The 23,998-nt window shown below is 46.7% G+C and carries 25 protein-coding genes; 12 read left to right on the plus strand and 13 right to left on the minus strand.

Annotation, left to right across the window (positions count from 1 at the left end):
• Positions 1–129 precede the first annotated feature (129 nt).
• Complete coding sequence (locus MHB82_RS05475; protein ID WP_110821491.1) at positions 130–969, plus strand: hypothetical protein; 840 nt, start codon at positions 130–132, stop codon at positions 967–969.
• 237 nt (positions 970–1,206) lie between these two features.
• The gene (locus tag MHB82_RS05480) at positions 1,207–1,914 is read left to right on the plus strand and encodes a stalk domain-containing protein (RefSeq protein WP_341174086.1); all 708 of its coding nucleotides are present in this window, start codon (positions 1,207–1,209) and stop codon (positions 1,912–1,914) included.
• A gap of 121 nt (positions 1,915–2,035) precedes the next feature.
• On the opposite strand, the gene MHB82_RS05485 is transcribed toward MHB82_RS05480, so the two are convergent.
• Positions 2,036–3,010, minus strand: coding sequence for a ring-cleaving dioxygenase (locus MHB82_RS05485; protein WP_341174087.1), 975 nt, complete (start codon positions 3,008–3,010; stop codon positions 2,036–2,038).
• Positions 3,011–3,250: 240 nt separating this feature from the next.
• Between MHB82_RS05485 and MHB82_RS05490 the strand changes: the two genes are divergently transcribed.
• The gene (locus MHB82_RS05490) at positions 3,251–4,012 is read left to right on the plus strand and encodes a YwaF family protein (RefSeq protein WP_341174088.1); all 762 of its coding nucleotides are present in this window, start codon (positions 3,251–3,253) and stop codon (positions 4,010–4,012) included.
• Positions 4,013–4,111: 99 nt separating this feature from the next.
• Here MHB82_RS05490 and MHB82_RS05495 read toward each other — a convergent pair whose 3' ends face one another.
• Both MHB82_RS05495 and MHB82_RS05500 read right to left on the minus strand, forming a co-directional pair.
• Positions 4,112–4,906 carry an SDR family oxidoreductase gene (locus MHB82_RS05495; RefSeq protein ID WP_341174089.1) on the minus strand — a complete coding sequence of 265 codons (795 nt, stop codon included), beginning with the start codon at positions 4,904–4,906 and terminating at the stop codon, positions 4,112–4,114.
• 175 nt (positions 4,907–5,081) lie between these two features.
• Positions 5,082–5,339 carry a YqkE family protein gene (locus tag MHB82_RS05500; protein WP_110821486.1) on the minus strand — a complete coding sequence of 86 codons (258 nt, stop codon included), beginning with the start codon at positions 5,337–5,339 and terminating at the stop codon, positions 5,082–5,084.
• Positions 5,340–5,466: 127 nt separating this feature from the next.
• Here MHB82_RS05500 and MHB82_RS05505 point away from each other — a divergent pair, with 127 nt between their 5' ends.
• Positions 5,467–5,649 carry a hypothetical protein gene (locus tag MHB82_RS05505; protein WP_217506553.1) on the plus strand — a complete coding sequence of 61 codons (183 nt, stop codon included), beginning with the start codon at positions 5,467–5,469 and terminating at the stop codon, positions 5,647–5,649.
• Between the two features lie 148 nt (positions 5,650–5,797).
• Here MHB82_RS05505 and MHB82_RS05510 read toward each other — a convergent pair whose 3' ends face one another.
• Positions 5,798–6,448, minus strand: a complete 651-nt coding sequence (locus MHB82_RS05510) for a peptidylprolyl isomerase (RefSeq protein WP_341174090.1) — start codon at positions 6,446–6,448, stop codon at positions 5,798–5,800.
• Positions 6,449–6,703: 255 nt separating this feature from the next.
• Between MHB82_RS05510 and MHB82_RS05515 the strand changes: the two genes are divergently transcribed.
• Entirely contained in the window at positions 6,704–7,933 is a 1,230-nt protein-coding gene (locus MHB82_RS05515) for an MFS transporter (protein WP_445671217.1), read from the plus strand.
• A gap of 156 nt (positions 7,934–8,089) precedes the next feature.
• Here the strand turns inward: MHB82_RS05515 and MHB82_RS05520 are convergent, their stop codons facing one another.
• The 3 genes from MHB82_RS05520 to MHB82_RS05530 all read right to left on the minus strand — a co-directional run bounded on the left by MHB82_RS05520 (position 8,090) and on the right by MHB82_RS05530 (position 8,999).
• Positions 8,090–8,269, minus strand: coding sequence for a hypothetical protein (locus tag MHB82_RS05520; protein ID WP_095360789.1), 180 nt, complete (start codon positions 8,267–8,269; stop codon positions 8,090–8,092).
• A gap of 44 nt (positions 8,270–8,313) precedes the next feature.
• Positions 8,314–8,685, minus strand: a complete 372-nt coding sequence (locus MHB82_RS05525) for a hypothetical protein (RefSeq protein WP_193723446.1) — start codon at positions 8,683–8,685, stop codon at positions 8,314–8,316.
• A 152-nt stretch (positions 8,686–8,837) separates the two neighbouring features.
• Positions 8,838–8,999, minus strand: a complete 162-nt coding sequence (locus tag MHB82_RS05530; RefSeq protein ID WP_164764231.1) for a hypothetical protein — start codon at positions 8,997–8,999, stop codon at positions 8,838–8,840.
• Between the two features lie 144 nt (positions 9,000–9,143).
• On the opposite strand from MHB82_RS05530, the gene MHB82_RS05535 reads away from it, so the two are divergent.
• Positions 9,144–9,425 carry a hypothetical protein gene (locus MHB82_RS05535; RefSeq protein ID WP_095288897.1) on the plus strand — a complete coding sequence of 94 codons (282 nt, stop codon included), beginning with the start codon at positions 9,144–9,146 and terminating at the stop codon, positions 9,423–9,425.
• Between the two features lie 202 nt (positions 9,426–9,627).
• On the plus strand, positions 9,628–11,529 hold the full coding sequence (locus tag MHB82_RS05540) for a sensor histidine kinase (RefSeq protein WP_110821482.1): 1,902 nt from the start codon (positions 9,628–9,630) through the stop codon (positions 11,527–11,529).
• Between the two features lie 81 nt (positions 11,530–11,610).
• On the opposite strand, the gene MHB82_RS05545 is transcribed toward MHB82_RS05540, so the two are convergent.
• On the minus strand, positions 11,611–11,853 hold the full coding sequence (locus MHB82_RS05545; protein ID WP_095288899.1) for an NHLP leader peptide family RiPP precursor: 243 nt from the start codon (positions 11,851–11,853) through the stop codon (positions 11,611–11,613).
• Between the two features lie 45 nt (positions 11,854–11,898).
• Positions 11,899–12,858, minus strand: a complete 960-nt coding sequence (locus MHB82_RS05550) for a hypothetical protein (protein WP_110821481.1) — start codon at positions 12,856–12,858, stop codon at positions 11,899–11,901.
• A gap of 225 nt (positions 12,859–13,083) precedes the next feature.
• Between MHB82_RS05550 and MHB82_RS05555 the strand changes: the two genes are divergently transcribed.
• A complete protein-coding gene (locus MHB82_RS05555) occupies positions 13,084–13,815 on the plus strand; it encodes a hypothetical protein (RefSeq protein WP_341174092.1) in 732 nt (243 codons plus the stop codon).
• Positions 13,816–13,939: 124 nt separating this feature from the next.
• On the opposite strand, the gene MHB82_RS05560 is transcribed toward MHB82_RS05555, so the two are convergent.
• Both MHB82_RS05560 and MHB82_RS05565 read right to left on the minus strand, forming a co-directional pair.
• A complete protein-coding gene (locus MHB82_RS05560) occupies positions 13,940–15,190 on the minus strand; it encodes an acyltransferase (RefSeq protein ID WP_341174093.1) in 1,251 nt (416 codons plus the stop codon).
• Positions 15,191–15,311: 121 nt separating this feature from the next.
• A complete protein-coding gene (locus MHB82_RS05565; protein ID WP_341174094.1) occupies positions 15,312–16,289 on the minus strand; it encodes an LCP family protein in 978 nt (325 codons plus the stop codon).
• 181 nt (positions 16,290–16,470) lie between these two features.
• On the opposite strand from MHB82_RS05565, the gene MHB82_RS05570 reads away from it, so the two are divergent.
• The 3 genes from MHB82_RS05570 (at position 16,471) to MHB82_RS05580 (ending at position 20,275) form a co-directional block, all read left to right on the plus strand.
• Positions 16,471–17,022, plus strand: coding sequence for an undecaprenyl-diphosphatase (locus tag MHB82_RS05570; protein WP_341174095.1), 552 nt, complete (start codon positions 16,471–16,473; stop codon positions 17,020–17,022).
• 222 nt (positions 17,023–17,244) lie between these two features.
• A complete protein-coding gene (locus MHB82_RS05575; protein ID WP_445671218.1) occupies positions 17,245–18,981 on the plus strand; it encodes a methyl-accepting chemotaxis protein in 1,737 nt (578 codons plus the stop codon).
• A 502-nt stretch (positions 18,982–19,483) separates the two neighbouring features.
• A complete protein-coding gene (locus MHB82_RS05580) occupies positions 19,484–20,275 on the plus strand; it encodes a C40 family peptidase (protein ID WP_095360781.1) in 792 nt (263 codons plus the stop codon).
• 135 nt (positions 20,276–20,410) lie between these two features.
• Here the strand turns inward: MHB82_RS05580 and MHB82_RS05585 are convergent, their stop codons facing one another.
• Positions 20,411–21,319, minus strand: coding sequence for an ArsR/SmtB family transcription factor (locus MHB82_RS05585; protein ID WP_110821476.1), 909 nt, complete (start codon positions 21,317–21,319; stop codon positions 20,411–20,413).
• A gap of 177 nt (positions 21,320–21,496) precedes the next feature.
• On the opposite strand from MHB82_RS05585, the gene arfA reads away from it, so the two are divergent.
• On the plus strand, positions 21,497–23,002 hold the full coding sequence (arfA, locus tag MHB82_RS05590) for an arabinosylfuranosidase ArfA (protein WP_095288907.1): 1,506 nt from the start codon (positions 21,497–21,499) through the stop codon (positions 23,000–23,002).
• A 79-nt stretch (positions 23,003–23,081) separates the two neighbouring features.
• Here arfA and MHB82_RS05595 read toward each other — a convergent pair whose 3' ends face one another.
• Positions 23,082–23,855, minus strand: a complete 774-nt coding sequence (locus tag MHB82_RS05595; protein ID WP_341174096.1) for an MBL fold metallo-hydrolase — start codon at positions 23,853–23,855, stop codon at positions 23,082–23,084.
• Between the last annotated feature and the right edge of the window lie 143 nt (positions 23,856–23,998).

The following is a 23,998-nucleotide window of genomic DNA, read 5'->3' on the forward strand; positions in this document are numbered from 1 at the left end:
CATTCTTTCGTAAAATTTGAGGTTTGTAAAGTTTTTTTTATGAAACATTAACAAATTCGCAACGACTGGGCGATAAATGACGATATAATAGTTGTAGTATTCCATTTTTAAAAGAAGGAGCCCAGAATATTGAAAACTTGGACAGGTATCCTGCTGATGATCGTTTTGGCGGTTGTTACGATTAGTACAACTTCAGCTGTCAGAACATCCAATGAACCAAAACAGCTTAACATAGATGATCAATCCAGCCAGACCGATGGGGTCGTGGCATCCAATATAGAAACCAATGAAACATCCTTTACCTCCATAGAGAGAACTCCTGTAAAAAAAGAGAACGTTTCCGTTGCTCCGGAAAATGAAAAGGTGAGACTATACCCGATGCAAGTGGAGGGTTCTGGTTATATATATAACGGCATGATTCTTGAAGTGAATGGACAGACCCGTGAATTCAGCAAGTGGCAGGGAGAAGGCGGGTCTTACAAACCCGAAGTGCACGAACTGGATCTGAATGGGGACGGCAAAAAGGAAATTATCGTGCTTTTCACTGCCGGACACGGGACGGGCATTTATTTGGGTCAGGCACACATTATAGATCCGGATACGCTAGAAGAGATGAACATGCAGCCTCTGGATGAGGTGGTGAAGCAGCACATTCAGTCCAAAGTAAACGTGACGCCTGGGAAAGTGAACATTGAGGTAGCGTTGGATGGAGTGAAGTTAGAACCTTCTCAGATAGAGGAAGAAACGGATGGCATAGCCTATCATGATGAACTTCAATTCGGCGATGTCGTGTATTACAGTGTGGAGAACGGCAAGTTGGAAGTCACGGCATCCGGTGCTTATGGACCGGCTGGATACGACGGAGATCTGACGTTTGCCTATGCATATCAGGATGGTGAATGGAAGGCCGAGAATGTTGAATACCGTACAGAAGCGTATGAAGATGAGTATTATGAATCGTTTGATTGAATTCACGGAGTATGAGATCTAAGAAATTGCTGCTTGTCATAAAAGAATAACTTATGCTTCTGCTTTATTAGGCAGGGGCTGAACGGTGAGGCTGAAAAAAACGGGGATACTCAGCCTCTCTTTGTGCTTTTCTCATACGGAATTATTTCCAAAATATTGAACTAAAATGGTTGACATTACCACTTTAGTCGTTTAAATGTATAAAGGACAAACAATTTTGTATGGGAGGGATTTATAGTGAAGAAAAAAGCCGTAATCGGACTGATGGTGGGCACACTGACACTCGGTATTGGTACAGGGGCACTGGCAGCAACAGGGCTTGAACCAATTAAGGCCTATCTGAATAGCAAGATTTCTCTGAAAATGAATGGAGCAACCGTGACAGCCAAAGATGCCAATGGCAAGACGGTCCTGCCAATTACCTACAATGGAACAACGTATTTACCAGTGCGTGCAGTGGGGACATTGCTCGGTACGGAAATCACTTATGATAGCGCAACCTCTTCGGTTCTGATCGGCAGTGGCAGCGGATCTGCTGCACCCGAAGAGAATAAGTTAACCTTGAGTTCACTTGGAGCAACTGCGCTCGGAACTTCCGGGTGGCACACCAAGGATCCGGGCGACACCTCTTACAAAGGGAAAGACTACAAAGATGTATATCTTCATACGGACTCCGTGAAACAAGGCGAAAGCTTCCAGATCATGACACAAAAAAAGTATTCCAAGTTACATTTGGAACTGGCAGCCATTACGGGTTCCCACGAGATCAGAATTATAGATCATAATAATACAACGCTGAAAACACTCACTGTTGCAGCAGATCTTGGATTGCAGAGTGTAGATGTTGATGTTTCCGAGGCTGATTTTGTCTTTGTGGAGATCGTTGACGAAGAACCGGGCTCTTCTCTGTTCGTTCCATTGACGACTTCGTATCTGACTAAATAATTTATTGGTTTATAGAAAAAACGATTATTGCCTTTGCGTTAGATGGTTCAGTCTGAACCACGGGCGCATGCAATAATCGTTTTTTTAGGTTTCAGAGAAATGTCCTAAAGTTATGAGCTGCTTAACGAATTACGGTATCGAGAGGTTTGAGATTGGCTTCGATCTCTGCCCGGCGGCCTTCCAGGAATGGAGGCAAAGCGAGCGATTCTCCCAGATGAGCAAGTTCCTCGTCCGTATCAAAACCAGGACCATCCGTTGCGAGTTCAAACAGGATACCGTTTGCTTCACGGAAGTACAGGGACCGGAAGTAAAAGCGATCGACGAAGCCGGAATTAGGGAAGCTGAAGTTACGAACACGTTCTACCCATTGTTTCAATTCTTCCTCATTATCCACCCGGAAGGCCACATGGTGTACGCTTCCACGTCCTGGTCTCTCAATCGGCAAGTCATTACGCTCCTCGACATGGACCTCGGAACCACTGCCTCCCTCACCGGATTCGAATACAAGGACATCCGGTTGTCCTGCAACAAAAGCAGGGTAGGTTCCATTTTGACGGAATCCAAGCAGCTCCGTGAGAACAGTTGCCGTCAACGATGCATTCTGAACAGTGAGGTGTACAGGACCAAGACCGACAATACCGTATTCAGCCGGTACCGGGCTCTGATCCCATGGTTTGCCCCCAGGTACACCTGTGTTGTTCTCGTCAGACACCAAGATCAGACGCTGGTTTTCAAAATCAGTAAATGAAAGTGTTGCACGGCCACCACGATTCGTAATTTCACCATGAGGTACCTCGTATTCGTCAAAACGTTTGATCCAATACTGAAGAGCAGCATCACTCGGAACGCGCAGCGAAGTAGCAGAGATGCTGTTCACGCCTTCACGTGTCTGACCGGCCATCGGAATTTCGAAGAAGGTTAGCTCGGTGCCGGGATTGCCTTTTTCATCTCCATAGAAGAGGTGGTACACGGAAACATCATCCTGGTTTACTGTTTTTTTGATCAGGCGAAGGCCCATGACATCGGTATAAAAGCGATAGTTTTCAGCGGCATGTGCGGTCAGTGCGGATACGTGGTGAAGCCCTTTGATTTGCATTGTTAATTCCTCCTGAGTAATAGGGATTGGTATTCTTGATTATGTGTAAGTTGTTATTTAACTTTTATTAAGTGGCTAACTTTTTGTTTGATTTGTTCTGGATTTATCTTAACATAAAGATAATTATAAAGCAATACATATCTGCAAACATTCAACGGATAGACTTTCGCTTCGATTAATGCCAAAATGAAAAATATTACATTTCAAGGTATCACTGTTTGTGATGGGAAGGAGAAGAACATGGGATACCCCCAGTGGCTTGACCCTTATGATGAACGGCTTTTTATCATGTTTTCGAATCCACATCTATGGGCGACAGCCTGCACGGCAATGGTGATTATGTTGCTGTACCTGTTTAGAAATCAATTGAGAGCATGGCCGGAACGCACACGGAGAGTGCTGCGAATCACCTTAGCCATATTTATGATAGGTTGTGAAGTGCTGCTTCAGTTATGGTATGTCTACTGCGGGGTGTGGAGTGTGAGGACATCGCTTCCGCTCGAGCTGTGCAGTCTGTCCCTGTTGTTGTCGGCCGTGCTGCTGTTAACACGCAGTCGCATGCTTCATTCGGCGTTATTATTTGCAGGGATTGCAGGTGCATTGATGGCGATCGTAACTCCCAACCTGGGTTATACCGTTCCACATTTTCGTTTTATTCAATTTTTTACGGCTCATGCCTGTATTATACTCGCCTTGCTCTATATGACCTGGGTAGAACAGCTTCGTCCAAGCTGGAGATCGGTCGTAGGTTCAATGGTTTTTGTTAATGTGGCTGCGCTGATTGTATATGGAATGGATGTTCTTTTGGAAGCCAACTATATGTTTCTTCGTCATAAACCGGAGACGGCATCCGTGCTGGATCTTCTGGGACCGTACCCGTTATATATTGTGGGGGAAGAAGTGCTGGCAGCCGTATTGTTTTCGCTCATGTACGTGCTGTTCTTCGCCATTCCGGAGCGAGTGAAGAACTGGGTGAAGAAGGAGAGAGGTTCCGCGGTGTGATTGGCAAAAGGAGGACAATGAAAATCCCGCAGTATCCTGAAGCTCAGGAGACATGCGGGATATTTAATTTATAGAACTCGATGCGATGGGGCGGATAACTTATCCCCGAAGGAGGGATTCTGCACCATCCACATAGATTCGTGTACCTGTGACATGGGAAGATTCGTCGGAAGCCAGGAAAAGCACCAGGTTGGCTACCTGTTCTGATGTACCAGGTTCACCCTTAAGCGGATGTTCATGGCCTTCCGGGAATTCCACGGGGATCTGTACATCCTTCAGATCATCTGATGGATAGGTGTTGTCATCGATATTGGTGTCGATGGCACCAGGACATACGGCGTTGACACGAATCTTGTAACGCGCCAGTTCGAGCGCAGCCATCTTCGTAAAAGCAGTTTGCCCGGCTTTGCTGGAAGCGTATGCAGAGAACCCGATACCTGAGAACACCCGGTTACCGTTAATTGAACTGGTGATGATGATGCTGCCTCCACGGTCTTTCAGATGGGGGATGGCGTATTTGACGGTTGCAAACGTGCCGCGCATATTAATCCCCATCGTTTGGTCCCAGTCTTCCGGTTCCATCGTTTCAATCGGTGCCATTGTGCCGTTGATCCCGGCATTGGCGAATACAATATCCAGTTTGCCGGCTTCAGCCGCAGTCTGATTAATCGCTTTTTGCACATGGTCCGGTTTGGAGATATCGCATTCAATCACATAAGCCTCACCGCCAGCCTTCTCAATGGTCTGCTTCGTTTCTTCCGCTTTCTCTGGCGTACGGTCCAGCATGTAGACTTTGGCTCCATGCTCTGCAAAACGAATCGCTGTAGCCTGCCCAATACCGGAACCACCACCGGTCACAATCGCCACTTTTCCATTCAAACGCTGTTCACTCATCCTGATCCCTCCACGTCCATTAGATTTCAGTGTTACTCTCTATCTCTACATACCCGGCACAAGGGAGGTGAATCAGGATCCTTCATACTTGTCCAACACAAAAAAACAGGACCGATAATCGGTCCTGCATCTACATCTGAAATGACGTCTAATATGCGAATCGCTTGCTGAAATGTTATTTATGTTTTTTCCAGTCCAGCGAGCTGTTATTCAATAAATACTCGAAGTCATTATCCCGACGCTTCTGTTCTGCTTTGCGAGCTTCTTCCGCCTGCTGGCGTTCCTCTTCCTTGCGCTGGGCTTCGGCAGCCTTGGCTTCATCAGCTTGAGCCTTCAGCTTCTCCAGTACGTCGCTGCTGAGCAGATCCTTCAGCGTCGTTGGTTTATCCTGAGCTGCTTTGGGGGCAGCAGGTTGTTTTTTGGATTTTGCCATGGAAAATTCTCCTCTCAGACGTAAATCAGGTTCCCTGTTTCGATCCGTAGTCATAGTATATCAGGTTCCCGGTATCCGTTCCATGAAACGAGACAAGAAAAGAAGGAAATCGACTGTTCCGTGACGAATGAAAACGGGTATAAAATCATATAGTATTACCGATACTGCGACTATTCCCTGGAGAAAGGAGTCGTTGTTCGTGGAAGTTGACCGCAGCTTGTTGAAAGGGCTTGCATGGGGGATTGCCTTCAGCTGCCCGCTATGGATTGCGATTATTGGCTGGTTCCGGTTGTTGGGGTGGATGTTGTGAGATCAGCGGGTTGCAGAGCTGCTGTGTATATATGTGCGTAGAGGGCTTTTTTTTAAACCTCTCATGTAAACGCTACCATTTAATAAAGCTCTGCCTTGCGTATTTATCGCAAGACAGAGCTTTTGTTTGTAGAATACCTGGTGGCTTATTACTCAGGCATTTTAACAGGTTCAGGATATTCCAGTCCATGCGTATCTACGGTCACTTTTTTCATGACTTGATCAGTAACCGGTTTGTCTTTTTGACCTATTTCCTGAGCAGCGATCCCATCGACTACGTCCATTCCCTCTGTGACTTTGCCAAAGGTTGCATAAGCATTATCCAGGTAATCCGCATCAGCTAACATAATGAAAAACTGGGAACCGGCCGAGTCTAGGTTATCAGATTGACGAGCCATGGAAATGACCCCGCGTGTATGATTCAGATGGTTTTTGTGGCCGTTGGATGTAAATTCACCCTTAATGGCATATCCAGGACCGCCTGAACCATCACCAGCTGGGTCTCCACCTTGAATCATAAAGCCTGGAATGACGCGGTGAAAGATGAGGCCATCATAGAAACCTTGATTGGCCAGCGAGATGAAATTGTATACCGTGTTGGGCGCAATTTCCGGATAGAGTTCGATCACGATTTTTTGCCCGTCCTGCATTTCAATCGTGGCTACCGGGTTTTGACCTTCAGGCGGCGCCGGAACAGGTTCCGTAGCGCTGCTCGAAGGGCGTCCGCAGCCGCTAATAACAATAAGCAGCAGCGCCATGATCAGCGATGCAGCAGTTGTTTTTTTCCATCGTAAAGACATGAGAATGTTCCCCCTTGCATCTCTGCTTAATGTGTTTCAACGGAATTATTTTGGGATAATCCATCAACTATCATACCGTTTTTTGGGACAGGAAGGCAATCCAAGCTTTGTTTTTGAAACTGTCAGGGATGGTCTTCATGGAAGCATAGGTGTAAAATAAGGAAAATGCTTCCGCAGCAGGACGTACGGGTCTGTTCCGTCCGCTCCAAACCACGGCAGTCCCGGGCGTCAGTAACGGAAAGGGCGTGTGGGTATATGAACTTCTCGTGGAAGCGTAATCTGGTGATTTTGTGGATTGGTGTATTTTTTTGCAGCACCGCGTATTCAATCTCCATTCCGTTTTTGCCCTTGTTTCTGAGCGGCGATCTCGGCGTTCGTGATCACCTGGAGTTTTGGTCAGGGCTGGCCTTTGGCATCACGTTTCTGGCCAGTGCACTGGTGTCTCCGTTCTGGGGTTCCCTCGCAGACAAATACGGACGCAAGCCGATGCTGATCCGGTCGGGATACAGCCTTGCGGTTTTGTATTTAATCAATTACTTTGTGCAGGACCCTTATTCACTCATCGTAGTCCGGCTGTTTCAAGGATTGCTGGCTGGTTTCGTTCCGGCTGCAATTGCCCTTGTGGGTACGAATACACCAGAAGATAAGACCGGATACGCACTGGGTATCATGTCGACGGCCGGAGCTACGGGCGGGATCATTGGTCCATTGATTGGCGGTGTGGTAAGCCATTACTACGGCAATCGAAATGCCTTTTTATTTTCAGCCATTGTAGTGCTCGTCTCTGCAGTAATCGCGACCTTCTGGGTAAAAGAGGAGAATTTCAATCGAAATAAGCCGCGTTCCCATGTCATGGATGATATCCGTGAAGCCAGAGCGAATCGTCTGTTTATTACTGTACTAGGCATGATGGGCATCTGTACCTTTTCCGTCATGATTCTTGAGCCGCTGCTCACGGTCTATGTTATGGAGATGGGGATTCAGCCGGACCGGGCATCACTCAGCTCAGGTATTATTTTTTCAGCGGTAGGTATAGCTACCGTAATTATGGCACCGAGATGGGGGAAGATTGGTCAGCGCATCGGTTACGGCAAAGTGCTGATTATTGGACTCGTCGGTGGGGCAGTGGGGAATCTGCTGCAGTTTTTCACGACAGGTTATATCGGTTTTGGTGTTTTGCGGTTTGTCTACGGGTTGTTCTTCGCGGCTGTGTTCCCGGCCATCAATGCCATGATTGTGCAGGCGACGGACCCGGGTTTCCGAGGAAGGGCCTTTAGCCTGAATCAGTCGGCATCCCAGATCGGTACGATGGCAGGTCCCATCATTGGTGGTATTCTCGGTGGATGGCTGCCTATTCGCTGGATTTTTATCATCAACGGACTGGCGCTGTTAATCACAGCGATTGTAGCCAAATGGTCTGGCTTGGAGCATAAGCTCCCGGGTTCAGGAAAATCAGCGGAGAAAGCGGTAACAGCAGATCGATAGATGCATATTACGGAGAGAGATGGCGCTGTAGCAATACAGCAGCCATCTTTTTGATATGACTATATATGTGGGCAAGTAATATACATTAAAAAAAGGGAAACCTCTTCATGAGAGATTTCCCTAATGTTCAGCCTGCTCGATTATAGAAAAGGTGTATCATTCTTCAGAATCGGATTTCTCCTTCGGAATAGCATGCTCAACAGCATCACGCTGATCCTCTTTTTCCAGAGCATCCGGAAATGAATCTTCCGTAAATAGCCCGAAATCAGGATCGATATCCCGTTCGGTCACCAGATTATCCGGCGTCTGGGCATGCTTATGGTGGTCATCCTTCATTATGCTGCACCTCCTTATTTACGACGCAAGGGAGTTTGCCAGTCCTAACCTCGTGGAAGAATGTCGTCCTGCGGTTTGGCATCGGCTCCCGCACCGTTGAGAAGATCAGTACCATGAAGGGCGTCCGGATCAGGTGCAGCCGGGTCAACCGGGCTATTCGGCTGCAGCAGATCGGCATCAGGTACAGATTCCAGTGCAGGCTCTGCCAAACGTGATTCGAGCTCTTCATCCTCTACTGTCGTTGCAGCTACAGGAGGCAGGTCCGTTTCATCAGTTTCAATCCGTCTTCCGGAAACTTCGTCAAATGTATCCATATCGCCCGCGGGTACTTCCGTTTCGGGCGGAATATCGCGGAACCTCTGATATCGGTCATAATAACGGTCGCTTTCGTCATTACTAATCGGTCGGTCTGTCATAAGTAGCAGCTCCTTTCAGGAATTAAATGTGATTGACTGCATGTATTAGTGTGCTGATATTTTCTAAGGTTCTTACCCCGTAGTTACCCAAACCCTAAACGTTGTAATCCTGCACGTGTTAGCATTCCCTGGGTTGCACCGAATATGAATGATTAAAATTTAGGGAATACATATTTGACGAGAAAGTATAGGAAGCCGAAGAAAATGAGTACATAAGCCGCATATTTAATAAAAGTGGAGGCGACCATGCTGGAATCCGATTTTTGCTGAATGTCTTTCCGTTCTACTTCTACCGTTTTGTGTGGCTCGTTCATTTAAATCATCTCCTTAATAGGTGAATGGTTGCTTTGAGGAACCATTACACCCATAGAAGCAAATTGAATCGTAGAGCAGCTGGTACAGCTTTCGAGCAAGGCCTATGTTATGATGGAGCATGATGAAATAGGGAGGGATTCCAGTTGGAATGGTTTACACTTGGCAATATGATCACTCGAATCCGAATTGGACAAAAGGCATCTACGCCCGGCTTTTCGCGTACAGTCATTCGTAGACCGGACGGTTTATTCTGGGTCGGTGGCATTTGGGCTGGACAAGTTGTCCAGTTGCGTGATTTTCTTTTTTCGGATATATGGACGATTTATGAGGATGAGGAAACGGAGCAGTGGCTGAAGTTTCGGAATGCCTATGAACGAACGGAACGGGAAATGATTGAGAACCAGTTCGAAGATTTGCGCGGGTAAGGCAAGGGATAACTGGATTCCCTCTTTATAAAATGGAAATAAATATATAGTTGAACTAAAATGTGAATTTTTTCGTTTGCCATTAGAAGGTGACACGTTAAATCATGGCGAATCATAAATGATAGAGTTAGGGGATAGATTCAGCATTTTGCATCTTTGGATGTTGCTAAATGCTCAAAATATGAACTTTGAGGTGCTGTGAATGAAAAATGTGCCCAAAGCGATCATCGTCCTATGGATCAGCCTGTTATTCATCATGTATTGGCCGCAGGGAGTAGGTGCGGCAGGTGTACAGGAAGATAACAGTCCTGTCCCCATTACGACATGGGAAGTAAAATGGGGAAATGAACACGATCAGGGGTTTATCAGCGAAGTGGGAAGACCTGATGAGGTCTGGGAGCGGCAAGGGTTGGAGAAGCCGGATTACACCAAGGTGAATCCTTCTACGGAGTCACTATGGACTCGCTTGACCATTCCACAACTAAGTGAGGATAATTCTGCCATTCGTTTTGAAAATATTAAAGGTCAGCATATTGTGATCTATCTTCAGGATCGCAAGGTGTATGAGAACTATCATTATAACTATGACAACAATGCGGTACTGCTGCCTCTATCTATCGAAAATTCAGGTGAGCAGCTGTATATATGGACTGAAAATACCAACGGCCGACTCGGAATCTTCGGGACGGTGGAGGTAGGCAGATACACCAATCTGCAGGAGAGATATATTCATAATGGTTTGTTGGATGTCATCTTAGGGGCAACCTTTCTGTTTACAGCCATGACCATGCTCAGCTGCACATTCTTCTTTGGTAAATTCCATAAGGGATTATGGGTCTCGTTATGTATTGTCATGGGTTCCATCGGAACGATGATCATTACGTATTCACAATTTCTGTATACGTTCTACCAGATTTACGGGGATCTGTACTCCATATTGTTCGATATGGCGATGATGGCGGGAATGCCTGCACTATGTTATTTTTTCGAACAGATTATTGGGGCGGGTCCATATGGGATTTTCACGAAGTTAAGGAAATTCCAGCTCGTGTATTCCGGTATTGCAATCATTGCGCTGCTCCTATATTTCATCTCGAGCGGTCAATGGGACGTACTCTATGTATTTCTGGTTCAAAAGGCAATCGGCGTCATTTTGGTGATTCTGCTGACATTACTGATGATTGGCACCATATCCCAGGCACTAAGGAGAAACAAGGAAGCGATACTGCTGGCTGCAGGATACAGTACGTTTGCGCTCATCAGTGTAGCGGAATTGTTATGGTACTATCAGCGTAACGGCACGTATCATCTCATATGGTGGAAGTGGTCGATGGTTGCTTTTATCATAGCGCTTATTGCCATTCTGGGCAGTCGTTTTGCGGAAAAGCATAGACAGGTGATTGAATACTCCAAGGAACTGGAGCTGTTCAACAATGAATTGCAGCGATCCGAGAAGATGGAGATTATTAGTGAACTGGCCGCTTCGGTTGCACATGAAGTTCGCAATCCTCTACAGGTGACCAGAGGGTTTTTACAGCTGATGACCGAACAGGAAGACAACAAAAACAAGGGGTATGTGCGAATTGCCCTTGAGGAGCTTGACCGGGCATCCGGGATCATTACGGACTTTCTGACGTTTGCCAAACCGGAGTTTGATCATATCGCTTCTCTTAATATTGCTGAAGAGTTTACCCATATTGAAGGGATTTTGGTGCCAATGGCCAATCTGGAAGGCGGTAAAATAACCACGGATATTCCGCCAGACCTCTGGATTCGTGGCAACTCCTCCAAGTTCAAACAGGCCTTTATTAATATTATTAAAAACAGTATTGAAGCTTTGCAGGATCAAGGTCAGATTGATATATGGGCCTATGCCCAGGATGGAATAATTAAAGTGCACGTGAGGGATAACGGGGAAGGCATGGATGAGGAAGCTTTGGTCCGCCTGGGAGAGCCCTACTTTTCCAACAAGATCAAGGGAACAGGGCTTGGCATGATGGTAACCTTCCGAATTGTGGAGGCGATGCATGGCGAGATCTCATTTACAAGCACAAAAGGGGTAGGAACGGAAGCTGTCGTATCTTTTGCCGAGTTCGTCGATTGACGGACTGGCAGAAGATAGACAGCTTTTTTGTCCTCTACCCCTTTACCTGTAATGTTGGCCCTGAGCCGTTAATTTGGGTATTTAGGTTCTCCAAGGTCCGCAATTCACGTCATAATTCACTTTGGAGGGATTGGGTGGAATGACAAGAACATAATCATTCTGCTGTTCTTCTACTGTACGGATCTTGACGTTGTCGGGAATATCAATACCGAATGCATCGCGAAGTGCCTGCTTTGGATTGGAATGCAGCTGTTGTCTGAAATGTTCATCGGTCCAGGCCTTTTCAATAATATCCTCATGCATTGTTCTCTCAGATACCATCATCGTTCAACAATCCCTTCTTAATATAGAATATGAACTTTCACAGTGTCATGACTTCCCTTGTGGGTTTAAGGCATGTTCACTGATCCAGTAATGAAACCCGCCTTGATGAAGCATTTTTTTATGCTGCTTGATTGCCTCGACAGCTTGTACAAGTGTTTGACATAAATGCGTATTAAAGGACAATAGGTGCGGAATGCCTGAGTTAGACGATGCCAATATGTCATGATATCGGTAAGCTATGTCTACATAAGAGTACATAATTGGTGTGCTGTACATATTATCCCGGATACGCTCGCTTAGCGGCTGTTCAGGATAAGTTAGTTGTAGAGCAGAAGAAATATGAGAAAGGAAACTATTATAATTTCCCTGCGCAGCATCTTGATCCATGTCATTGAAATCATCTGTCATCTGGAGGGTCATGAGTGCGATGTTAACAGCAGAACACACCGCAACAATTCGGTCTTTTTGTTCAAGTAAAAGAAGAGCACCAGCAGCTCCCAGTTGAAGGGGAGCTGCCTTTTGGGCGATTAGAAGTGGGTTTTCTTTGAAGTAATCCAGCGACTTCTCGCCGTTAACACTAACAGCCCAGTCCGTTACATATTGTCTGAAATACGTCCAAAACAGGGAAGACGGGCTAAATAAATCCGAGTAGATACGCAAAGCATCCATGTAGTATAAATTACCCAAGGATAACTTCAATGTGCTGTCGTCAGGACGTTCATCCATCACTTCATCCTGATTGAGAAAATACAGCATATGAATCAGACAGGCCGTGCTTAACTTGTGTGCAGTCTGTGGAGGGAGTCCGTCTGAAATCTGCATCCAGAGCGGAATAATGTAGCCAATATAGCTGTGACCTGAATCGCGTAACAGGGGATTAATGGAGTGAAGTTGTTTCAGTGCATGTTCTGACAGGGATTCAGGATAGTTCTGAACCAGCTGCTCGGCAGCAGCGAACACCACCTCCAAATCGGATCTAAACGGATCAAGCCATTCTCTCCGCATCGTTTGTTTACGCCCTTCCCGCAATAAAATAATTAAGGACTATTCGACTAGATCATGGAGTTATACCCAGTATAGCGGATATGAATTGAAAAAAATAGGATCTTTTGTGATGAATTGTGAAATATTTGATGACTTTTTGTATTTTTATGGGATAAAAACGGGTGGATTAGGCTCAAACTAGGTTTAGACCACAGTATTTCGACATGCGAAAGGCGGAAAACAAATATGAAGCACCCATGGAAAACATGGCTTGTAAGCAGTTTGGCAGCCATGCTCATATTAGCAGCAACGGGAAATACTGCCTCAGCCAGTGCGGCAGAAAAGCCTGACAGCACCGGAATGACAACTCCGGCAGCTTCCCAGCAAGACAAACAACCTTGCATGCAGGCAAGCCATGGATTATTTATGATTGGTGAAACTGCCGATCTGCTCGGCATTGGACTCCGAGATCTGAAGGAGCAGATGGAGCTAGGCAAGACATTGAGCCAGATTGCCAAGGAGCGCAAAGGTCTAAGCGAAGAGCAGCTGTTACAGAAGCTTAAACCATCCCTAGTGAAACGTCTGGATCAAGCTGCTGCAGAAGGCTGCTTAACCAAGGAACAGGTCTCGGCAGCCAAGGCTGGCATGGATGAAAAGTTGAAAAAGGTCATCAATACCCCGCTTAGAGAGCTGCGTAGGGAGTTTGCAGGTCATGGTAGAAAACATCCTTCCTTGAACCACAAGGCGATTGCTCAGTTTATCGGCATTACGCCGGAACAGCTCCATGAGCAGTTAAAAAGTGGCAAGTCTCTTGCTGAGGTTGCCAAAGCACACGGGATTAGTGAAGCACAGCTCATTGACAAGCTGAAGGAAGAGTTGACGGGTGATCTGCAGCGGCTCGTGAACCGCAAGGGCGGGGTACATCCGGTTCCGCGGGAGCAAGCACCGGGGCATCCGGCTTCGACCGAGTCAGAATAATTTATGTACATGCAGGGCGCCTTGTCTTCCTTGGAAGACAGGCGCCCTATTTCTCGTCATCATAGGTATATAACGATGTTGACTGAGGTTTACTTTACTAGATTATGCAACGTGATCAGCCCTTCTAGCTTGTTTCGGAAGAACGCCTTGCACTCAGTGGTGTAACTGGTCCGGCTTTAAGCCGAGGCTCTGCAGAATCGGATCCTTTACCAGACAAGATCCTGCTCTTCTTACGCTGTAAACCAACCGTATAACGGGAACCCGGTAATCGGGATAGTCCATAGCTAATGGCCAGCGCTGTGGCAGCTGTCACCAGAAATGACATCAAGGTTACGGGCAGATGCCAGCCGCCAAGCTGGAGTGGTCTGGTGAAATAGGCGATCGCATAGATAACCAGAGCATGCACAAGATATCCACCGAACGAATAGCGGCCGATCCAGGTGAGTGCGCTCAGAAACTTTGTTGTTTTGCCTCGTAATAGGACAAGGAATCCATATAACATGAACATCTGCGCGATAATAATAATGAACGTTGTTGGTTTGAGATAAGTCGATATATTAAGATTAACTATATCCCCAGACCCTCTGAGCACATCGTAACCCAGCCAGAAGTACATGCCAATAAAAAGACTGATCATCCATGGGAGTGCACGAATGGTCCAGTTTCTCCAAGTGTCTACAGCCCAAGCGCAAACTGCCCCAAGTAAGAAATAGAACCAGTACATCACCCAGGAGTAGGAACGATACTCCAGCAATGTCGACCAGGGCTTCGCAAGGGCTGCTGTCCAGCTGGCCATGTCGTAATAGGACCACTTCATTAGCAAGCTATACATTCCTGCTGCAAGCAGAACAAGCAATAGAACGGATTGCATGTGCGTTATTCTGGTGATTTTGGTAAGCTGGCTGTTCACGAATTGAACCCCGAGCCGGAACAAAGGAAATAACACATAAAACTGAAAAATCATAATGACAAACCAGAGATGATATCCTGTCTGAGGGATGAAAAGCTCGCGGATCAAGCTGTGGACATCCGGCGTGCCCGAGAGCCAAAATGCAGGTGTGAAAATGCGAACAGACAGCCAGTAGATCAGTGTCCAGAGAACAAAGGGGACATAAATATCCCCAAATCGTTTTCGGATGAATGGACGGTATTCCGGCTTGACCTGACGATGATGATAAAAAAGCATCACACCGGACAAAAAGACAAAGGTTGGCGTTCCGAACCTGGTGAGATGATAGATCATGGTCAGCATGACGGAATCCGGTTGTTCAATATCTGAACGATAGATATATTCCGCGATATTATGCTGCATGACGATGGCGAGAAACGCGATCCCGCGCAGCTGCGTCCACTCTTCTATACGCGGTTTACCCAAGATGGCCCACCTCCTTCCAATACACAACATCATTAAAGGGTACTATCTCAACATTAAGAGGAGATTAAATGGTGAAAATAGGATAGAAAAACGGCGACCCAAAAGGCCGCCGCTTTTCTATTTATTGCTGCTCTGCCTGAGCATCTTCCTCGAACAAATTTTGAATGAATGCCTGGAGTTTATTTTTATCCACGCCCAGAACCTGAGCGGAACCCGCAAGCTCGTTGGTTAACAATTTATTAGGTGGAATCTGTTGTTTGTCAACTTCATTAGCATTAATGTCAAACCCGAGCGAGGCCAGCTTCAGCATCTGCGTAGGGCTGAGGTCTGTTTCGATATAAGGGGCAACCGCCTCCAGGATCTCCGGAATTTTGAAGAGGGAGGTGGTGCTTTGCAGCTTCTTGGCAAGCTCGGTCATGAAGATTCGCTGCCGTTCGGTGCGCGTGAAGTCCGATGTGGCATCATGCCGAAAACGAACATATTGGAGGGCCGTTTTGCCGTCCATATGCTGGAGTCCTTTTTTGAGATCAATGTCATACATATGTTTGTCAGCTTTACTGGTGTAGTACATGTCTTTTTCCACATCAATATCAATGCCGCCAACAGCATCGACAAGAGCCATGAAGCCGATGAAGTCCGTGTAAATGTAATGCTGGATTGGAATGCCGAGCAGATTGCTTACCGTTTGTTTGGTCAATTCAGCCCCCCCGTAGGAAAAAGCTGAGTTAAGCCGGCTTTTGCCATGCCCAGGGATATCCACATATGTATCTCGCAGGACAGAGAATAAATGCGCCCGTTTGGACACCGGATCAATGGAAGCCACCATGACCGAATCGGAGCGCCCTGCATCATCACCTCTGGAGTCACCCCCAAGAAGCAGGATGTTTACGCGTTCCTTGCCTTCCCATTTGGGAATTGGTGTTGTAGTAGTGTCTGTACCAGGGTCTGCCTGAGGATTGGATGTAGACGATGAGGAAGTACCTGAAGCGGTTGAGATGCTATTGGCAAAATGTACAATGGAATATCCGTAATATACGAGGACACCTGTTACGGCAAGCGCCAGGGTTAGGGTTGTCCCCAATAACCATTTTTTAAGCATAATCTTCACCTTTCTATTGTTGAACTTATATGTAACCCAAATTATTTTAACAAAAAGTAAGAGAAATGTCCCCTTTGATTTCGAATATTCGGTCAGTCGGTGCATTGTTTGACAAATAGTTGGTGGGTATTATAGTGTAAAAACGAATCACGTTTTATGTCATGGAGGTATGAACGCAATTATGAATCAATCTGTCTTTAACTGGATCAACCAGTTTGCGGACCGGGTTCCGCTTCTGGACTGGTTTATGATCAATGCAGCAGAATATGCCGTGTGGATTATGATAGCCCTTCTGGTTATTGTCTGGTTTCTGGGTAATCCGGCCAAGCAGCGTATTGTCTTTTATGCATGTGTAGCATCTATTGTGGCTCTTGTTCTTGCCAAGTGGGGCATTTCACCAGCCGTTGGTCATCCAAGACCATTTGTGGAAGGGAACGTACATCAGCTGGTGCCGCATGTACCGGATCCATCTTTTCCAAGCAAGCATGCTTCATTTGTCTTTGCCCTTGCTGCAGCTTCGTTTTTCATCGGACGTCGTTTCGGATGGTGGATGCTGCTGCTGGCCGTGCTGACCGGGGTATCGCGTGTATATGTAGGTGTGCATTATCCGGGAGATATTCTTGGCGGATTCATTCTGGGCAGTCTGGTCAGTGTCATTCTGATCACGACGCGTAACTATACGAAGTCGGTTCCTGATTTCTTTATCCATATCCATCGGAGAGTTTTCCGCTAGAATAGCACTTATGATGTGGGGACGAGGGGTTGGGCGATATATACATTAAAGTCTTGAGTTTTTGGCTGGGCCAAAGACTTGAGGCTTTTTTTGGTTTTAAGGACGAAGTTACATGAAATTTATGAAAATTAAACCTCAAATATCTACAATTCATGTCGATAGATGTCGATATACTATTCATACGTATTGGTTTGGTTTATGGCCAAGTTGGGAGTGGGGAACATGAAAAGCACGCGGGGGAACGCGTTAGGGAAAATGAGATTGACCATTCGGATGAAATTGTTGGCTGGGTTTCTGGTTGTGGTAGCTCTGCTTGCCTTCGTAAGCACTTATGCTTTGATTCAGATTCAAGGGATGTCCAATACTTCTGAAGAGATCGATCAGACGTGGATGCCAAGCGTGAGCCTGCTAGGTACGATGAATGGCGATGTTTCAGACGTGGAGCGTCAGGCTCTTGCAGCCATTGTTGAGACGGATGAGAATTCAATCGCAGAGATAAGTGAATCTTTAGAACAGCTCCAAATCAAGATTGAAGACGAGCGTAAACAGCTTATTGAGTTAGTCAAGGGCAGCGATGAGGCCATGGCGCTATATGATACGTTCAGTACGAACTATGATGCCTACTTGGCCAAAATGTCTGGATTTGTCGAACGAGGTATGGCTAACGACTTTGATGAAGCTAGCAGGCTGCATTCAGAGGCATTTCTATTATGGGATACAGCCAATGATACTATTGCTCAGCTGATTACGATGAGTAATGAATTAGCAGGGCAAGCCACAGCGGATTCATTGAACGAAGCAAATAGCGCCTTTATTATCATTTTAGTGGTAACGATTATTGCCTTCCTGATCGCCGTCTTTATCGCTTTCTTCATTGCAAGTATCATCTCGAGACCAATTCAGAAGATGAACGAATCGGCAATGCTGATTGCAAACGGTGATCTAACGGGTGAAATGATCACGCTGAAAAACAAGGATGAACTGGGCACGCTGGCTGCTTCCTTCAATACCATGACGGGTAACTTGCGTGCAATGATTCAGTCCGTTTCCGTGACTTCCGAGCAGGTAGCTGCTTCTTCGGAAGAACTGCTGGCGAGTGCCGAGCAAAATACGCAAGCATCGGAGCAAATTTCCGCAACTGTGGAACAGCTCGCTGTGGGCACATCTGACCAGGTGAATATCGTGAAACGTTCTTCCCAGGCGATGAGCGAAATGGCCATTGGTTCAGAACAGATTGCAGAGCTTGCTCAGAGTGTATCCGTATCGGCTGTAGATGCAGCGAATCAATCGGCTGAAGGAAATATGATTATCCAGCAGGCTGTGGATCAAATGGGATCGGTACGTACGTCCATTGCTTCACTTACTGAGCTCGTAACCGGGCTTGGAGAACGTTCTGCAGAGATTGGCAGCATCACGGAGGTCATCAACAATATTGCTCGTCAAACCAACCTTCTCGCATTGAATGCTGCGATTGAGGCCGCACGTGCAGGTGAACACGGACGAGGTTTCGCCGTTGTTGCCGGAGAAGTTCGTAAATTGGCCGAAGAATCATCGGAATCCGCACAGAAAATTACGGACCTGGTGCAGCTCATTCAGAATGACACGAACCATGCGGTACAGGCCGTAAAAGTGAACAGTAGTGAAACAGAAACCGGAATAGAGATGGTAACTGCGGCAGGACAAGCCTTTGAGCAAATCTCAGAAGCAGTCAACAAGGTCGCAGGTGAAATTCAGGAAGTATCTGCCGGATCGGAAGAAATGTCAGCAAGTACGGATGAAGTGGTTCGATATGTGGATCAGATCTCCAATATTGCTGAAGAAGCGTCAGGCGGGGTGCACAATGTATCTGCGGCAACCGAAGAACAGCTAGCTTCCATGGAAGAGATTGCGTCATCGGCTGGTTCTCTCTCCAAAATGGCCGAAGAATTGCAAGAACAGATCAATAAATTCAAAGTATAGAACAAACATACGAGAGACTGTTACTTCAGGCGCGAGCAGCGTCATAAGTAACAGTCTTTTTTGTACCCTGAGCTGGACGTGACCTGTTAAAAGTAAGGCAGAAGAGAGCAATCATTGAAAACCACTTGGTACAAAATAGGCGAATTGACGCTGCTTCTAATTTTTTTTGCGAGTAGTAATGTTTACCACTTATGGAATATGTGATTTTAAAAGTAGGTCTATTGACCTATCATCTGATTTGGTTCATTGAACGGACTGTAATAGCTGGAAACGAAGTGCTATCAAATAGTTACAATATTTTAACCTTTGGAAATTGCTTAATATTCATGCAGTTATTCATGTTGATGCTGGTTCAACTCCTGATCCTTAGTGCTCAATAAGCCTGAGGTGAATACAGGACTTTGGTCTGATGATCACGATGGACAGCCCGTTTACAATGGGGCAAGCCCGGAGAGAACGAAGCCAGGTTAAAATTCTGTAACATCAGGGGGAACACGACATCATGAACTGGAAAAGTAAGATCATTACCGCAAGTCTAACAGCAACGATGCTGATGGGAAGTCTGACGACAGGAGCACTAACGGCACCGGTATCCGCAGCAACAGCCGAAAATGCCAAGCTGAAAGTGATTTGGGGAGTTAACATGCGTACTTCACCATCATCTTCTGCGAGTGTTGTTCGTATGGTGGGCAAAGGGGAAACCATTACCGTACTTCAGAAATCTGGATCCGCATGGTATAAAGTAAAAGATTCAAGCAACCGGACAGGATACATATCCTCTTCATCTAAATACACCAAAGCCGTTAGCGGCAGCACAACAACATCGGGTTCCAGCAGCACTTCTGTAACAGGCAGCGCCGCTGTGGAGAAAGTTATTGCTGCTGGCATGAAATATTGGGGCACGCCTTATGAGTTCGGAGCGAGCAGAAACAGTACGGCTACGTTCGATTGCTCCAGCTTTGTCCGCCAGGCATTTATCGATGCACTTGGAGTCAAGCTTCCTGCAGATTCACGCCAGCAGGGAACTTATGTAAAAGGCAAAGGTTCTGTTAAGACGGATTGGAAAAAACTCAAGCGTGGAGATTTGATGTTCTTTATGTCTTATAAAGGCACGAAAGCTTCCTCATATGCTGGGGTGAACAAGTCTACGGCAAGAATTACGCATGTCGGAATCTATCTTGGCGACGGAAAAATACTGCACACCTATTCCAATGCTGGTGGCGGAGTAACGACCAGCGACATCTCGGGCAAGCACTGGGAATATCGCTTCCTGTATGGCGGGAGTGCACTGTAAGATCAGTAAAGGCCAGTTTTGAGCTCTCGTAGAATAAATGTGTATCGTGAGAACAAAAAAATGTGGATACAGCAAAAAGACCTTCCATCATCGCCGAATAGGCAGATGGAAGGTTTTTTGTATTTTCTGAGACCTCTAATCCTGGTAGTAGAGACGGAACAGTATATCCTGATTATAGTTGCCGAATCCCTCACCGTATAAGGTAAGACCTCCTACATGCTGGGCATCTTCTTCTACCGACAATCGCAATGTCCATTGATTGCGCTCGACCGGAATATCCGAGAGTGTTACTTCAGAGACACGCTGCCCATCAATAAATGTACCTTCCTGCGTGATCCGCAGCACTTTCAGCATGCCGTACTGATTGACACTTTCACTCCACCAGTCTGGCGTGAATACGCCACGGCCATTCCCCGAATCACCTGGGCTAGTCCATTCACCGACCTGTATTCCGTTGAGCATAAAGGTAATATCGGAGGGCCAATTGGGATTGACCGAAGGCGCCTCTGAACCGATCTCCAGCGATAATTCAATCGAGTTGATCTGCTGTCCTGATAAGAGGTAGTTTGGAATTTTGTATTCCACAAATCCGTGTCCGAACCAGAGAATATTAGCGTGCATTCGCTCGGGATCCAGGAAGTACCGCGGGTCATCATATTGTCCGATCACATGATTGACTGTAGCCAGGCCGCAGGTGGGATACACGTCAAAATGGGTATAGTGCCCGACAGGTATAGCAACCTCATGCACCTTGTTCGACATACCGGTATCCTGTGGCATGGAGATGCCGATCCAGTCGATCGCAAGGCTGTTCATTTTGTGGGTACCGCCGTCCTTGCGGACCATTTTGGATTGAATGATGCCGACATCCTGCAGCTTGCGAACGTGCATCGTTACAATAGCACTGCTTAGCCCAAGTGAGGCGGCGATATCTTTTACGTTCATCGGGTTCTCGGCAACAAGTCGTATAATCTGCAAGCGCACTTCACTGGCAAGTGCTTCGTATAAGGGCAGCCATTCGGCATCCGTATTTGCTCTAATCATGGGGTTCCTCCATTATTGAATATAGAATTAAGTTAAACATAAATCCATCAAAAAGAATAACATTTTTAAAAATTCAGGTTGAAATTAGGGTTGTAATCGATTTTAATATAAATATGAACGTTGATCCATAGATTATCAATTAATTTTTTTATTAATCTTAAGGAGCTGAACTTCACGATGGTAAAAGCAAAAATGACGGTAGACAAGGATTTCACGATTGGTGCAGTCGATAAACGTTTATACGGTTCATTCATTGAGCATCTCGGACGTGCCGTATATGGCGGTATTTATGAGCCAGGGCATTCCTCTGCGAACGAAGCGGGATTCCGCACGGATGTGCTGGAGATGGTCAAGGAGCTGCAGGTGCCGATTGTACGCTATCCTGGGGGTAACTTTGTATCCGGTTACAATTGGGAAGATTCCGTAGGTCCCGTTGCAGAACGTAAACGCAGGCTTGAGCTGGCTTGGAGAACCATTGAGACCAATGAATTCGGTTTCAACGAGTTCGTGGATTGGTCCAAACTTGCGAATTCCGAAGTCATGATGGCCGTCAATTTGGGGACACGGGGCGTAGATGCAGCCCGGAACATCGTGGAGTACAGCAACCATCCGGAAGGTTCATATTATAGTGATCTGCGGATCAAACATGGTTACAAGGAGCCGCATGCGGTCAAAACCTGGTGCTTGGGTAACGAGATGGACGGTCCATGGCAGATCGGTCACAAAACGGCAGAAGAATATGGACGGGTTGCGCTTGAAGCAGCGAAAGTCATGAAATGGACTGACCCAACTATTGAACTGGTTGCCTGCGGAAGTTCGTCACTGGGCATGCCAACGTTCCCAGAATGGGAAGCAACTGTGTTGGATCATACCTATGATCATGTGGAATACTTGTCACTCCATCAGTATTATGGCAACGCGGATGATGATACGCCTACGTTCCTGGCGCGTTCGCTGGAGATGGATCGGTTTATTGAGACCGTCATGGCAACCTGTGATTACATCAAGGCGAAGAAGCGCAGCAAGAAAACAATGTATCTGTCTTTCGATGAGTGGAACGTATGGTATCATTCCAATGAAAGTGACAGGAAGCTGGATCCGTGGCAAATTGCACCCCCGCAGCTGGAGGATGTATACAACCATGAAGACGCGCTGCTTGTAGGCTGTATGCTGATTAGCATGCTTAAGCATGCGGATCGCGTGAAGATGGCCTGCCTCGCACAATTGGTCAACGTTATCGCGCCGATCATGACGGACACAGGTGGTGCTGCCTGGAGACAGACCATTTTCTATCCGTTTATGCACGCTTCCGTCTTCGGACGTGGAACAGCACTTGTGCCATTAATTCAATCAGCGAAGTATGATACGAAGCAAATTACGGACGTGCCGTACCTGGAAGGTATTGCGGTGCATAATGAAGAGCAGGGCGAAGTAACTGTATTTGCCGTGAACCGTCACCTGGAAGATTCTCTGCAGCTTGAAGTCGATCTGCGCAGCTTCGGACAATGCAGCCTGCTGGAGCATATCGTACTGGAAAGTGATGACCTCAAAGCCGTGAATACGGCTGCACAGCCGAATCGTGTGGCTCCACATAACCGCGGCGGGGCAGAAGTATCGGGCACGCTGGTTACTGCAAGTCTGGCGAAGGCTTCCTGGAACGTGATTCGTTTGAAAATTCAATAAATAAGTGCCATATAGAAAAGGATGTTTCCGTCATTTCGTGACAGGAACATCCTTTTCTTACTAATCACATTAACGCTTCTTACACCAGCTCCGAATTTGAATCAAATACGAAACTTTCGCCATCCCGAGGAATGAGAACCTGCCCGTCTAAATGTTCAGAAGCCAGATAACTGGCCAGATCCGTGCGGGACATCATGCAATGGTTAATGGCATCCATATGAACGGCGATGACATGTGCATCCGGTGCATGCCGTTTCACTGCAGCTACATCCGGTCCGTCCATGGTGATGGGATTACCCTGGGTAAAACGGGCACCTCCCGCGTTCACAACGATCACTTCCGGTTGGTATCGCTCTATGGCTTCGGCCGGTTCTTCGCACCAGATCGTGTCTCCGGCAATATACGATACGGGTTCGGCATCAGCCTCAAGCACAAAACCGGACACCTTGCCCATCCGCTTCGCGATTTCTCCCGTGCCATGCTGGCCTGAAGTTCGTGCCAAACGCACGGAATGGAACTCATATTTTTCATTCACCGGATGAACGCTCGTAAAACCGGCTTTGATAAATATATTCTCATCACCAGACTGACACAGCAAAGGCACATCCTTGCGGAGGCGTTCCGCTGCAACTGCATCCCAGTGATCGATGTGGGTATGGGTAACAATCACCAAGTCCGGATTGGTGTACTCGGTCTCTGTTTCCGGCAAGGCAGCTCTCGGATTACGTAGATCATTAGGGGTGTTGGGAAAAGCAGGCATCTCTTCAGGATCCATCAACATCGGATCAACCAGAATATTCAGACCGGCATATTCAAGCCACAGGGTGGCATGACGAATCAATTGAATTTTCATTGCATCTGCACTCCTTCAAGATAGGTATATATTCTCCTATATGGTATACAACCCGTTTTCGCGGTAAATAACACGCATAAGCAAGAACTCATCCTTATCATCATCTGCCCCAAACACAAATCATGCCGCACTGCAGCGCAGGC

The sequence above is a fragment of the Paenibacillus sp. FSL K6-2862 genome, from assembly GCF_038005125.1.
Lineage (GTDB): Bacteria > Bacillota > Bacilli > Paenibacillales > Paenibacillaceae > Paenibacillus > Paenibacillus illinoisensis_A.